Source organism: Prevotella sp. C0026C3, from assembly GCF_056590795.1.
Map to the genome: position 1 here is coordinate 136,233 of NZ_JBWPWW010000005.1, position 11,907 is coordinate 148,139.

At 45.1% G+C, this 11,907-nt stretch carries 12 protein-coding genes; 4 read left to right on the forward strand and 8 right to left on the reverse strand.

What is annotated here, in order from left to right; genetic code table 11:
- Positions 1 to 87: 87 nt before the first annotated feature.
- The 7 genes from AC1EK4_RS04780 to tsaB form a co-directional block, all read right to left on the reverse strand.
- A complete protein-coding gene (locus tag AC1EK4_RS04780) occupies positions 88 to 1,323 on the reverse strand; it encodes an OmpA family protein (RefSeq protein ID WP_062433453.1) in 1,236 nt (411 codons plus the stop codon).
- Positions 1,324 to 1,615: 292 nt separating this feature from the next.
- The gene (rseP, locus tag AC1EK4_RS04785; protein ID WP_480357207.1) at positions 1,616 to 2,992 is read right to left on the reverse strand and encodes an RIP metalloprotease RseP; all 1,377 of its coding nucleotides are present in this window, start codon (positions 2,990 to 2,992) and stop codon (positions 1,616 to 1,618) included.
- Positions 2,993 to 3,034: 42 nt separating this feature from the next.
- Positions 3,035 to 4,195 carry a 1-deoxy-D-xylulose-5-phosphate reductoisomerase gene (locus AC1EK4_RS04790; RefSeq protein ID WP_036896873.1) on the reverse strand — a complete coding sequence of 387 codons (1,161 nt, stop codon included), beginning with the start codon at positions 4,193 to 4,195 and terminating at the stop codon, positions 3,035 to 3,037.
- Positions 4,196 to 4,208: 13 nt separating this feature from the next.
- A complete protein-coding gene (gene rimM / locus AC1EK4_RS04795; protein WP_480357209.1) occupies positions 4,209 to 4,736 on the reverse strand; it encodes a ribosome maturation factor RimM in 528 nt (175 codons plus the stop codon).
- Entirely contained in the window at positions 4,729 to 6,039 is a 1,311-nt protein-coding gene (gene murA, locus AC1EK4_RS04800; protein ID WP_480357211.1) for a UDP-N-acetylglucosamine 1-carboxyvinyltransferase, read from the reverse strand. The genes rimM and murA overlap by 8 nt, the downstream gene beginning before the upstream one ends.
- On the reverse strand, positions 6,039 to 6,641 hold the full coding sequence (locus tag AC1EK4_RS04805) for a DUF4290 domain-containing protein (RefSeq protein WP_036896812.1): 603 nt from the start codon (positions 6,639 to 6,641) through the stop codon (positions 6,039 to 6,041). Before AC1EK4_RS04805 ends, murA begins: the two co-directional genes overlap by 1 nt.
- 28 nt (positions 6,642 to 6,669) lie before the next feature.
- Positions 6,670 to 7,362, reverse strand: coding sequence for a tRNA (adenosine(37)-N6)-threonylcarbamoyltransferase complex dimerization subunit type 1 TsaB (gene tsaB / locus AC1EK4_RS04810; RefSeq protein WP_480357212.1), 693 nt, complete (start codon positions 7,360 to 7,362; stop codon positions 6,670 to 6,672).
- Positions 7,363 to 7,451: 89 nt separating this feature from the next.
- Here tsaB and AC1EK4_RS04815 point away from each other — a divergent pair, with 89 nt between their 5' ends.
- From AC1EK4_RS04815 to nadD, 3 genes are all read left to right on the forward strand, one after another.
- Entirely contained in the window at positions 7,452 to 8,327 is an 876-nt protein-coding gene (locus AC1EK4_RS04815) for a YicC/YloC family endoribonuclease (RefSeq protein ID WP_036896808.1), read from the forward strand.
- Between the two features lie 280 nt (positions 8,328 to 8,607).
- Positions 8,608 to 9,798 (forward strand): guanylate kinase, encoded by a 1,191-nt coding sequence (gmk, locus tag AC1EK4_RS04820; protein ID WP_480357213.1) that lies wholly within the window; start codon positions 8,608 to 8,610, stop codon positions 9,796 to 9,798.
- Entirely contained in the window at positions 9,795 to 10,358 is a 564-nt protein-coding gene (gene nadD / locus AC1EK4_RS04825) for a nicotinate (nicotinamide) nucleotide adenylyltransferase (RefSeq protein ID WP_036896806.1), read from the forward strand. Before gmk ends, nadD begins: the two co-directional genes overlap by 4 nt.
- Before the next feature lie 85 nt (positions 10,359 to 10,443).
- Here the strand turns inward: nadD and AC1EK4_RS04830 are convergent, their stop codons facing one another.
- On the reverse strand, positions 10,444 to 10,710 hold the full coding sequence (locus tag AC1EK4_RS04830) for a hypothetical protein (RefSeq protein WP_480357215.1): 267 nt from the start codon (positions 10,708 to 10,710) through the stop codon (positions 10,444 to 10,446).
- A 230-nt stretch (positions 10,711 to 10,940) separates the two neighbouring features.
- On the opposite strand from AC1EK4_RS04830, the gene AC1EK4_RS04835 reads away from it, so the two are divergent.
- Complete coding sequence (locus AC1EK4_RS04835; RefSeq protein WP_480357217.1) at positions 10,941 to 11,897, forward strand: LuxR C-terminal-related transcriptional regulator; 957 nt, start codon at positions 10,941 to 10,943, stop codon at positions 11,895 to 11,897.
- The last annotated feature ends 10 nt before the right edge of the window (positions 11,898 to 11,907 follow it).

Genomic DNA, 11,907 nt, shown 5'->3' on the forward strand with positions numbered 1-11,907 from the left:
AAGAAAAGAATCGTATTATAAGCCTACAACAAAAAAAAGAGCGAACCCAAATGGATTCGCTCTTTTTATATGAATGATAATTCTAGATTACTCTGTAACCTGAACTGTAGCACGACGGTTGAATGAGATAGGTGACAAATCGTTCACACCACCCTTTGCAGCTGTCTTAATCTTGCTACGTTCGATACCCATATTGTTGACAAGTTCATCAGCAACAACTTTAGCACGCTGCTCTGACAACCACTGGTTGTGTTTAACTGAACCGGTAGCACTGTCTGCATAACCTGTAACAAGAAGGTTAGAATTGTTCTCTCTAGCATACTTAGCCAACGCACGAACGTTTACTAAATCTTTCTTAGAAGCAATATTTGTCTTGTCAATATTAAAGAATACCGAAATAGGAGTTGCAATGAATTCTTTCACAGAAGTATTCTCTGCAGGCTTATTCAACATCTCTTTCAGACGAGCATTCTCATCATTGAGGTTGTTAATTTGTGCATCCTTGTCATTAAGTTGATTACGCAAGTCGTTGATTTGAGAAGTTAAGCCGTCAATTACGTTAGGATCACAAGGCTCAACAAGCGTAAAATGATGTTCACCGTTAGAACTCTTGAAGTGGTAAGTAAGACCTGCCATCAATTCAATATTGCTATGGTTTATATCGAAACGAGCACCGTTGTTGTGCTGAACGGCAAAGCCATCCATATCCCAAACGATAGCCGGCTTCACAGAGAGAGTCCAAGCTTTCTTCTCACCCAAGTTGAATAGGAAGTTCAAACCAGCCTTTGTAATCCAAGAATCGCGGCCATCGCTGAAGCTATTGTTCAACACATTGCCCTGAGCATCTTTATAAGCTGTTCCGGGATTACCATTATTGATATACTCAATATGGTCTGAATTGAAGTAATAACGCCAACCCACACCCAATACACCTTCTAACTCAAATGTACGAGGAGTATCCTTGTAGCCTCCAAAGAAGTTCATCAAGTTTAACTTTGCCAAGAAAACGAGGTCGTTGTAATCTACAACTGTCTTGCTATCCGTCCAGTTAACTGCCGCATGATCTTGAATAGCGAGTCCAAAAGCAGGGGAAATCATCTTAGTTAATTCCGCACCAAAGATAGGACGCATGCCTCCCCAAAAAGCTCCTTGTTTGAAAGCTTTATTAGAACCGGGAACTTGATCCAAATGGCTAGTAGCTGTTGTACCACCAACTTCAATTCCAAGAGACCAGTTATCAAAGAACTTGTTACCCACAAATCCTTGTGCGCTTGCGCTCAGTGTTATAACACTGGCTGCAATAATAGAAAGTATCTTACGCATAATGTAAATAAATAAAATAATAAAAGTACCCCCAGACTTAAATCTTGTACTACTTGCTTAATCAAAATTATGGGACAAAATTACAACAATTCTTATAATAGTACAACTTTTTTAACTATAAAGAACGCATTTGATTGAATTATAGAAAGAATCGGACTATTTTGCTCCATAAAAAGCTAAATTACTCTTTCAAAAAATTACTAAGCAGAGTTAAGACCAACAAAAAAGCAGTGCACCTATGCAAACTTGGCATAGATACACTGCTCATCTATTAAAATTCACTGACTTTATATTACATATAACCAAGCCAACGCAATATATCGTTGAGATTGGCAAGTACCATCAGCAGCATCAAAATACCAATACCTACGTATTCGGCACGTATCATGAAATTCTCACTTGGTTTGCGTCGCGTTATCATCTCGTAGAGAAGGAACAACACATGTCCGCCATCAAGTGCCGGAATCGGCAGGATATTCATGAAAGCCAAGATGATACTGAGGAAAGCAGTCATCAACCAAAAGACATGCCAATCCCATGTTGGAGGGAACAGACTGCCTATAGCACCGAATCCACCGAGGCTCTTTGCACCGTCGGCAGTGAACACATACTTCATATCGCTGACATATCCCGACAATACATCCCAACCATATCGTACTCCGGCAGGGAAACTCTCGAAGAATCCATAAGTCACATGTGTCTCTTGATAAGTATCGAAGAGATTCTTCACAATGAATCCCAACTTCAAATCGGAAGTCAATATAGTATTGACGGTATCAAGTTTTTCGATGCCGGCTTTCTTGACTACGAAGGATGCCGTGCGTACTTTCAGACTATCCTGAGGAGTCTTTGCATCCATCATCACATCGGACAAGCGCCCCAATTCTCCCATAAATTCATTGTAAGAATCAACAGCCTTGCCATTGACAGCGACCATCACATCGCCCTTAGCAAGCCCTATCTTGGCAGCAGGAGAACCTGCCAACACGCTATCTACTTGTGCCGGGACGAAAGGAGACACGAACCGAGGTTCCGTCTTCAACATACCAAGCAGATTAATCTCGCCCGGAAGAGGCAGCGTCATGGCCTTTCCATCACGAACAATGCGCACGCTTTGCGCCTCAGAAAGATCGCGGAACAAGTCGGCTCCGTAGTCTTTGAAATCACCTTTCTCCGTACCTATTAATATATCATGGTCGTGGAAGCCCAAAACTTTGGCTTCCTTATTGAACTTCATACCCATGGTCATATCCTTGACAGCCACATACGATTCTCCCCAATGGAACAAAACCATCGAATAGATAAACAGAGCCAACAAGAAATTCACCAACACTCCACCTATCATAATAAGGAGTCGTTGCCACGCAGGCTTCGATCTGAACTCCCAAGGTTCGGCAGGTTTCTTCATTTGTTCGGTGTCGAAGCTCTCGTCTATCATTCCGGAGATCTTACAATATCCACCAAGTGGGAGCCAACCTATACCGTATGTCGTATCACTCTTGCGCGGTTTAAACTGGAAAAGATGAAACCAAGGGTCGAAAAAGAGGTAGAATTTCTCAACACGAACACCGAAAAGTTTAGAGAAAAAGAAGTGCCCACCCTCATGGAGCAGCACTAGTAACGAGATTGCCAACATGAATTGTAGCAGTCTTATCAGAAATATTTCCATTGTCTATAGTTGTTTGGACTAAATGAATGATTCTATTTATTATTAAAATTTCGTTGCCATCAACTCGCCGGCAATAGCACGTGCTTGCGCATCCGAAGCTACATAAGTCTCATAGGTAGGCGTAGCATCGAAAGTAGCTTGCTGCATGGTCTGCTCTATAATGTCGGCCATGCCCAAGAATGAGCACTTATCACGACGGAAACCTTCGTTTACTACCTCATTAGCGGCATTCAAGATACACGGCATATTACCACCTTTTTGAATGGCATCATAGGCCAATGCCAAGCATTTAAACTTATTCACATCCGGTTCAAAGAACTCCAACGGCTGCTTGAACAAGTCCAATCGGTCGCCATTCAGAGGCAGACGATCGGGGAAAGAGAATGCATACTGGATGGGAAGTCGCATATCAGGCACACCCAATTGAGCTTTCACGCCACCATCAGCGAACTGTACCGCACTGTGAACGATGCTCTGTGGATGGATAAGCACTTGAATCTTATCGGCCGGAACACCGAACAACCACTTCGCTTCCATCACTTCGAAGCCCTTATTCATCAACGATGCCGAGTCGATAGTTATCTTCGCACCCATCTCCCACGTCGGATGTCGGAGTGCATCTGCGGCTGTCACGCGGGCTATCTGCTCACTCGTGAACTTGCGGAAAGGCCCACCGGAGCAGGTCAGCAGTATCTTCTCGATCTCATTATGGTCTTCGCCGACGAGGCTTTGGAATATGGCACTGTGCTCACTATCGACAGGTAGGATGGGCGCATGGTATTCTTGAGCCAACCGGCAAATCAATTCTCCGGCCACAACCAGCGTCTCCTTATTGGCCAGACAAATTTTCTTGCGAGCCTTAATGGCATGGATGGTCGGTGCCAGTCCGGCATATCCCACCATCGCCGTGAGCACCATATCGATCGGTTCGGCCTCGACGATCTGCTCCAGAGCCTCTCGTCCGGCATAAACTTTAATGTCCGGTTGGTCTGAGAGTAATTCCTTCAGCCTCTCATAATGAGCATCATTGCCGATAACCACAGCTGCCGGACGAAACTTGCGAGCCTGCGCCGCCAGTTCGTCCACGCGGTTATTGGCCGTCAGGCAATACACTTCGTATAGGTCGCTATGCTGTTCGATAACGTCGAGTGCCTGTGTTCCGATGCTACCCGTAGAACCGAGGATACATATTTGTTTCTTCATATTGTCGTTTCTCCTATTCATCCAGCCCCATGATACCATCGGGTATCATCAGGCTTATTTCGTGTTTGTCGTGGTCAACGCCTGCTATCAGGTCGTCGGATGCAGGGAGGAGTATCTCCTTCCCGTCCGGAGCAAGCACTTCAAAAAGCGTATTGATAGTGGTGTCGTCCACATGCCGGATGATTCCTACAGCTTCCCCGTCATGCGAATTGCGCACCGTCCAGCCGATAATCTCAGCCCATGTCACGTTTTCCGCATCCGAATCAGACAGATGTCGAGGGAAGAATACGATGCTACCGGTGAGCTGTCGAGCCTGCTCCTGCGTCTCAATATCGCAGAATTTCACCAATGCCGTCTCTTCACTGTGGAATCGATACTCTTCCATAAAAAAAGGTACGAGGATTCCATCCATCTCCAAGACGAGGTAATCTGCCTCCACTCGGTCGAAGACATCGTCGGTGAAAGACATCGAAACCTCTCCTTTCACCCCATGAGGCTTGCCTATCTTACCTATCTTATATACGTCTTCAGTCTTAATCATCCACACGAATTATTTTAGCTCCAAGCGAGTTGAGACGCTCTTCTATATTCTCATAGCCACGATCTATCTGTGCAATATTGGCTATCTTGCTTGTTCCCGACGCGCTCAATGCAGCTATCAGCAACGCGATACCGGCGCGAATATCGGGGCTGGTCATTCTTCCGGCCCTCAAAGTACGCTTACGGTCATGTCCGATAACGACAGCCCGATGGGGATCGCACAAGATAATCTGTGCTCCCATATCTATCAATTTATCGACAAAAAACAATCTACTTTCAAACATCTTCTGATGGAACAGCACACTACCACGGGCTTGTGTAGCCACAACCAACAATACCGACAATAGATCGGGAGTCAATCCCGGCCACGGAGCATCGGCCAATGTCATGATGGTACCGTCTATAAAAGAGTCTATCTCATAGTGGTTGGTAGGCGGAATCCATAGATCATCGCCCTCAATCTTGACTTTCACACCTAGTCGGCGGAATGCATCGGGAATAATACCTAGGTCGCGTACTGATACATCTTTGATTCTGATACCATCGCCACACATGGCCGCCATACCGATAAACGACCCCACTTCTATCATGTCCGGCAATATACGATGTGTCGCACCATGCAACGATGATACGCCAACGACTGTCAATAAATTGCTACCAATGCCACTGATACAAGCTCCCATCGCATTGAGCAGATGGCAAAGTTGCTGAATATAGGGTTCGCATGCAGCATTATAGATAGTCGTCGTACCCATAGCAAGCACAGCCGCCATGATGATATTGGCCGTACCTGTGACCGAAGCCTCATCCAAGAGCATATAGCATCCCTTCAATTTGCGAGCTTCTATATGAAATACCTCGCGCTCGTCTTCACGCGAAAACTTCGCACCAAGATATTTAAAACCTAGGAAATGGGTGTCCAAACGACGTCGACCAATCTTGTCTCCACCGGGTTTAGCCACCGTAGCTTTACCAAATCGCCCAAGCAACGGGCCTATCATCAGCACGCTACCACGCAAAGCTGCACAGGCTTTCACAAACTCCAAACTGTCCAAGTAGCTCAAATCCAGTTCATCGGCTTGGAATGTATAGTCGTTCTTATTGTGCCGTGTCACTTTCACCCCTATCGTCTGTAACAACTTAATCAAATTGTTTACATCCTGAATATCCGGGATATTGTTTATTCTAACAGCTTCCGGGGTCAGCAACGTGGCACAGATTACCTCCAACGCCTCATTCTTTGCACCTTGCGGTTTAATGGTTCCTTGGAGTTTATGCCCTCCTTCTATCACAAAAGACTCCATTATTTCCTCTTTCGCTTGTTATTAGTAGTCTGGGGCTCGCGGTCGATAATCTTATCAAACTTGAATGTAGACAAGTCTAATTGCACTTTACCGTCAGTAAAACGCGCCAAATCCGACGCTACTTTCTCGTCATCAATGGAGCCATGACTCCACTGAACCAAATTACGTTTCATTTGGTTGGCCGTTAAGCGAATCAATTCATCACGTTCCACACCCTCCTCCATGGTCTTCAATTTCTCAAACACCTCGAACAGCATATAGCCATAATGGCGTACCGGAATCGACTTCATCGGATAACTCACAGGCGTAGGTTTGTCGCCCATCTTCACTGCTTCTGTCACATCGAAAGGATAGTCTACATCTAGCTTAAAGTCGCTCATGATAGCTAGATGATCCCACAACTTTTGCAAATAGTCTTGAGTATCGTGGTTTTGCGGAAACATTCTATCCATGATGGCAATGATGGATTCAGCACACTGTTGGCGCTCTTCCTTCGTAGGGAGTCCTACCGCATAGTCTACCATGCTTTGTATCTCTCGCCCGTATTCCGGAAGTTTCAAGCGTTCGCGCTGGGTATTATAGTCTAATCCTTGGATATTCATGAAATGGATTTTTTGGTTTTTGCTTATCTTACAACAATTTCTTCGGCATCTTTGCCACAAAGTCCTTCAGATAGAAAGGCACAAAATAGGCCACATCTTCAAAACGTTGCTCAGCCATAGCTTTCTCTGCCAAGGGCAACATGTATTTAGCCAACGGCTCTACGTCCTTGATGAGACGGGCATTGGGGTGATTGATAGACTCCATACACTTTGCTGCACCATTGCCAAAGAAGTACACCGGACCACGTTCCAAGTATTCCTTATACGTATCGGCATCCACTATATCGGCTTGAATAGGACGTATTTCTTTCAATGCACGGTCATTTACCTGAGCATACACTTCCATCCTTCGAGCATCGAGCATCGGTACGAGCAAAGCATTCTCTTCTTCTATCTGTTCTTTCAACAATACCGGAACACACAGTAGTTGCAAGGTCGGTATAGCGATGAGTTTAGCCGAACGGCCAAAGCAAACACCCTTAGCCATACTGACACCGATACGCAGACCGGTATACGAACCGGGACCACAGCTCACAGCGACCGCATCGAGCTGTATACCCTGCTCGTCGATATATGCCAAAGCCTCGTCTACGAACACTCCGAGCTTCACTGCATGATTAGGGCCGCTATGGTCTTCTTGATTAAAGATACAATCTCCATCGCGTCCTACGGACACCGAGCAAACATCGGTGCTCGTCTCGATATTTAATATACACGACATAACTACAAATATATTCTAAATAAAGCGCAAATTTACAGATTTTTCCTGCAATTTTCTTACTTTTGCAGAAATTTAACGCGATTCGAATTATGATACAATCTATGACCGGTTACGGCAAATCTGTCGCAATCTACAACGAGAAGAAGATTCATGTAGAAATCAAATCTCTTAACAGTAAATCACTTGATCTATCCACTCGCATCGCCCCACTCTACCGTGAGAAGGAGATGGAGATACGTCAGATTATCACACAGGCATTGCAACGAGGCAAGATAGATTTCTCTATTTGGATTGAGAAAGATGCTGCACTCGACGCCACTCCCATCAATGCGGCACTGGTAGAGAACTATTACAAACAACTCAAGCAGATTTCTGCCACTGCCGGCATCCCCGAACCACAGGATTGGTACAACACATTGATGCGCATGCCCGACGTCACTACACGCACAGAAGTAGAAGTATTGTCCGACGACGAATGGGCCGTAGCTCTCCAAACTATCAACGAAGCCATCGACGCCCTCGTGGAATTCCGCCACCAAGAAGGTGCTGCACTGCAACAGAAGTTTACCGAAAAGGTGGACAACATCCAACAACTGCTTACCAGTATCGAACCTTATGAGCAGGCACGCGTTGAGAAAATCAAGGCTAACATTGTCAAAGGACTGGAACAAATACCCAGTGTGACTTACGACACCAACCGTTTGGAGCAGGAACTCATCTACTATATCGAGAAATTAGATATCAATGAAGAGAAGCAACGACTCACCAATCACCTCAAATACTTCCGCGAAACAATGGCCGAAGAAGGACCGATAGGTAAAAAGTTGGGCTTCATCGCTCAGGAGATGGGGCGCGAAATCAACACCACTGGGTCCAAGAGCAATCAGGCGGAGATGCAAAATATCGTCGTCAAGATGAAAGATGAGTTGGAGCAAATCAAGGAACAAGTGCTAAATGCACTGTAAAAACCTCCCCCAACCCCTCCCAAAGAGGGGAGTGCCTACGGGGAACTAACATCTCTTACTTTCTCTTTAGAATGAGGAAGACCTACAGGGGACAATCCTCACTTAACCTCTTCCAACAAAGGAGAACTGCCAAAGGACATCTCCAACCTTCTCTTTAAAAGAGGAAAACCTATAGGAGATAAACCTCACTTAGTCTCTTTCTACAAGGGAGAACTGCAAAGAGACATAGTATCAACACCTTCCAAAGAAAGGGTAGACCAATAGATTCATAATAATCCTCATGATGAAACACTCTGATAATATACCAAACGATGCATGCAGTGAGAGATCTTATGGTTACTTCACCTCAAAAACAGGCAACTACGAATTACTACGTCGTGCGGCAAAGAGTAACAGGCGATACCCTACAACTTCTGAATTCCTTTTATGGCAATATCTTCGAGGTAAGCAATTAGGTGTAAGATTCCGTAGGCAACATCCCATTGGAGATTACATTCCAGACTTTGTTTGTCTATCACATAATCTCATCATAGAAGTTGATGGAGGCTATCATTACGTTAATGGTCAGCCATTGAACGATGCCGAACGAACTGAATATCTCCACCAAAAGGGCTTTCAAGTCATTCGGTTTACTAACGAAGAGGTAAATGCAGCTCCCGAAGTAGTCATTCAAAAAATCAAAAAGGCACTACAAATAAATCCAAATTACAAAGAGCGACATCGTTTAGACCAACCAAAAGAACATGACATAATATCAACAGATATGAATGATTCCACAAGAATAAAGACTAAATCTACAGTCGAAAGTATTGAACCTAAGGACACAATGTCATCACTTCCCTTCTCAGGAAAGACTTGTTCCCGTAGGCTCTCCCCTCCTTGGGAGGGGGCGGGGGAGGTTAAAGGCCGACTCCTCATCTTCTCTGCGCCATCCGGCAGTGGCAAGAGTACTATTATCAATTGGCTCATGACGAAACATCCGGAACTTAATCTGGCATTCTCCATCAGCTGTACCAGCAGGGCACCACGAGGTACTGAACAAGACGGAGTGGAATATTTTTTCCTCACACCCGATGAGTTTCGTGCCAAGATTGCAGCCGACGAATTCCTCGAATACGAAGAAGTTTATCAAGACAGATTCTATGGTACGCTCAAATCGCAGGTAGAGAAGCAGTCCGCTGCCGGCCAAAATGTGGTGTTTGATGTCGACGTCAAGGGTGGATGCAACATCAAACAATTCTATGGCGACCGTGCCATGAGCCTGTTCATTCAACCACCTTCCATCGATGCTTTGCGCCAACGACTCGTCGGTCGTAACACCGATGCGCCTGAAGTCATAGAACAACGTCTCGCACGTGCGGCTTACGAACTCGCCTTTGCACCTTGTTTCGACCATGTCATCATCAACGATGACCTCGAAAAAGCGAAACAAGAGACCTACCAACTCATCAAAGATTTCCTAGGAATATGAATTCCGCAAGCTCACCCATTCGCACCGGTATCTATGGAGGTTCGTTCAATCCCATCCATATCGGACACGTTGCGCTGGCTAAACAGATACTCAAAGCAGCCAACCTCGACGAGGTTTGGTTTGTCGTCTCACCCCAGAATCCTTTCAAACGGCAGCGAGACTTGATGCCCGACGAGCAACGATTGGAATGGGTGCGCCAAGCCTTGGCCGATGAGCCACAACTCTTTGTCTCCGATTACGAGTTCCACTTACCCAAGCCTTCGTATACCTGGAACACGCTACAACACCTACATCACGACTATCCCAACCGACAATTCTGTCTCATTATTGGTGCCGACAACTGGCTCAGTTTTCCACAATGGGCACATCATGAAGATATTCTGCGCGACCACGACATCTTCATTTATCCTCGTCGCAACAATCCTATTGACGCCACTACCTTGCCATCCAATGTCCATCTGCTCAAAACTGAACTCTACGACACCAGTAGTAGCGAAATTCGCAGGCGTATGCAAGCCGGTGAGAACGTCGACCAATGGTTGCCATTCAGGCTAAAATAAGTTTCATATAGATAATGTGGGCTTCGTTTCCCGACATCTAACACAACACTGAAAAACCATAGCAGCAAGCCCATGAATACATCGTTTAATAATACCGACGTGCCAATTGGCGAATAGCTTGCATGTTTGGGACGGCATAACCCAGTGCATTGCGACGGATAAAGAGTTGTGGATCGAATAATTCGCACCCGTTACAGTTGCCCGGAAGTTCTATAACCACCTCAATAATTTCGGGTTGTATGGCTAACAGACTGCCTTCGGGGAACCAATCGCGATGACGTATATAGTTCCAAATCAGCTCTGTTAAGTTCACAATATAAGACTTTGCATCCTGAAATCTTTTCTGTATCATAGTCTCTTATTTTTGGTTTCGAGACAAAGATAAGTCATCTGAAGCTGCAAACAAACAATACGCTCCATCTTTTCTAATAGTTTTTGAGACGTTAAGAAAAGGTATAAAAAGCGTCTTAAAATATCGAAATGTACCCGACTTCGTGGAAAAATAATTATCTTTGCATGCAGAGCAATAAGAAAAAACTTGCCCACAAGGGAGCAAGAAAGTAACGAAGGACAAAGAACATTATGGTAAATCACAAGATTTATGAGCCCAACGACCGGATGATTAGTCTCATTAGCGACAACCGAGAAGTGTTGCAAAGCTTAGGAAGTTTCGGTATTAACCTTGGATTTGGCGACAAAACAGTAAAAGAAGTCTGCGAAGAACAACACGTAGATACATTTACTTTCTTGACAATTGTCAACTTTACCATCAACGGTTATAAAAATACGGCGAGCATAGACAAGCTCCATATCCCCACGTTATTGAAACACTTGAGAGCTTGTCATGAGTATTATTTGGGATTCCAGTTGCCCACTATCCGTGAGCAATTGGTGGAATCGGTGACTCCCGACGACAAAATTGGGCAGTTGATTCTTTCTTTGTTCGACGATTTCTCGCGTTTGATGCATCGCCACATGAAGTATGAAGAGCGCAACGTGTTCCCTTATATCGAGAAATTGATAGCTAACCAGATGCCTACCGACTACGATATAGAAACCTATTCCACACACCATGAGCCTACCGACGACAAACTCCATGAGCTGAAAGACATCATCATCAAGTATCTGCCTAGCAACGGGTTGCTCAACAACAAACTCATGGCCACCCTCTATAAACTATATAGTAACGAGGAATGGTTGAAGCAACACACACGCGTGGAAGACGAGATCATGGTGCCGGCTATTCGACTTTACGAAGAGAAAATAGGCAAAAATGCCATCAGCAGCAACATCGAAGCCATGCTCACCAAAGCTCCTCATGCCAAAGATGCACTGAGTGAGCGAGAGAAAGACATTGTTATCTGCATCGTACAGGGCATGACCAACCAAGAGATAGCCGGCCATTTGTTTATCTCTTTCAACACCGTCATCACGCACAGACGCAACATTGCCCGCAAACTACAGATTCATTCATCGGCCGGACTCACCATCTATGCCATCGTGAACAATCTAGTAGACATCTCGAACGTGAAACTATAAAGCCCTATCC

Excerpts from the sequence above, each read along its gene's own strand:
- gmk (WP_480357213.1), top strand. The coding sequence starts at position 8,608 with ATGATGAAACACTCTGATAATATACCAAACGATGCATGCAGTGAGAGA.
- AC1EK4_RS04815 (WP_036896808.1), top strand. The coding sequence starts at position 7,452 with ATGATACAATCTATGACCGGTTACGGCAAATCTGTCGCAATCTACAAC.
- tsaB (WP_480357212.1), bottom strand. The coding sequence starts at position 7,362 with ATGTCGTGTATATTAAATATCGAGACGAGCACCGATGTTTGCTCGGTG.
- AC1EK4_RS04780 (WP_062433453.1), bottom strand. The coding sequence starts at position 1,323 with ATGCGTAAGATACTTTCTATTATTGCAGCCAGTGTTATAACACTGAGC.
- rseP (WP_480357207.1), bottom strand. The coding sequence starts at position 2,992 with ATGGAAATATTTCTGATAAGACTGCTACAATTCATGTTGGCAATCTCG.
- AC1EK4_RS04830 (WP_480357215.1), bottom strand. The coding sequence starts at position 10,710 with ATGATACAGAAAAGATTTCAGGATGCAAAGTCTTATATTGTGAACTTA.
- AC1EK4_RS04790 (WP_036896873.1), bottom strand. The coding sequence starts at position 4,195 with ATGAAGAAACAAATATGTATCCTCGGTTCTACGGGTAGCATCGGAACA.
- AC1EK4_RS04805 (WP_036896812.1), bottom strand. The coding sequence starts at position 6,641 with ATGAATATCCAAGGATTAGACTATAATACCCAGCGCGAACGCTTGAAA.
- murA (WP_480357211.1), bottom strand. The coding sequence starts at position 6,039 with ATGGAGTCTTTTGTGATAGAAGGAGGGCATAAACTCCAAGGAACCATT.
- nadD (WP_036896806.1), top strand. The coding sequence starts at position 9,795 with ATGAATTCCGCAAGCTCACCCATTCGCACCGGTATCTATGGAGGTTCG.
- rimM (WP_480357209.1), bottom strand. The coding sequence starts at position 4,736 with ATGATTAAGACTGAAGACGTATATAAGATAGGTAAGATAGGCAAGCCT.
- AC1EK4_RS04835 (WP_480357217.1), top strand. The coding sequence starts at position 10,941 with ATGGTAAATCACAAGATTTATGAGCCCAACGACCGGATGATTAGTCTC.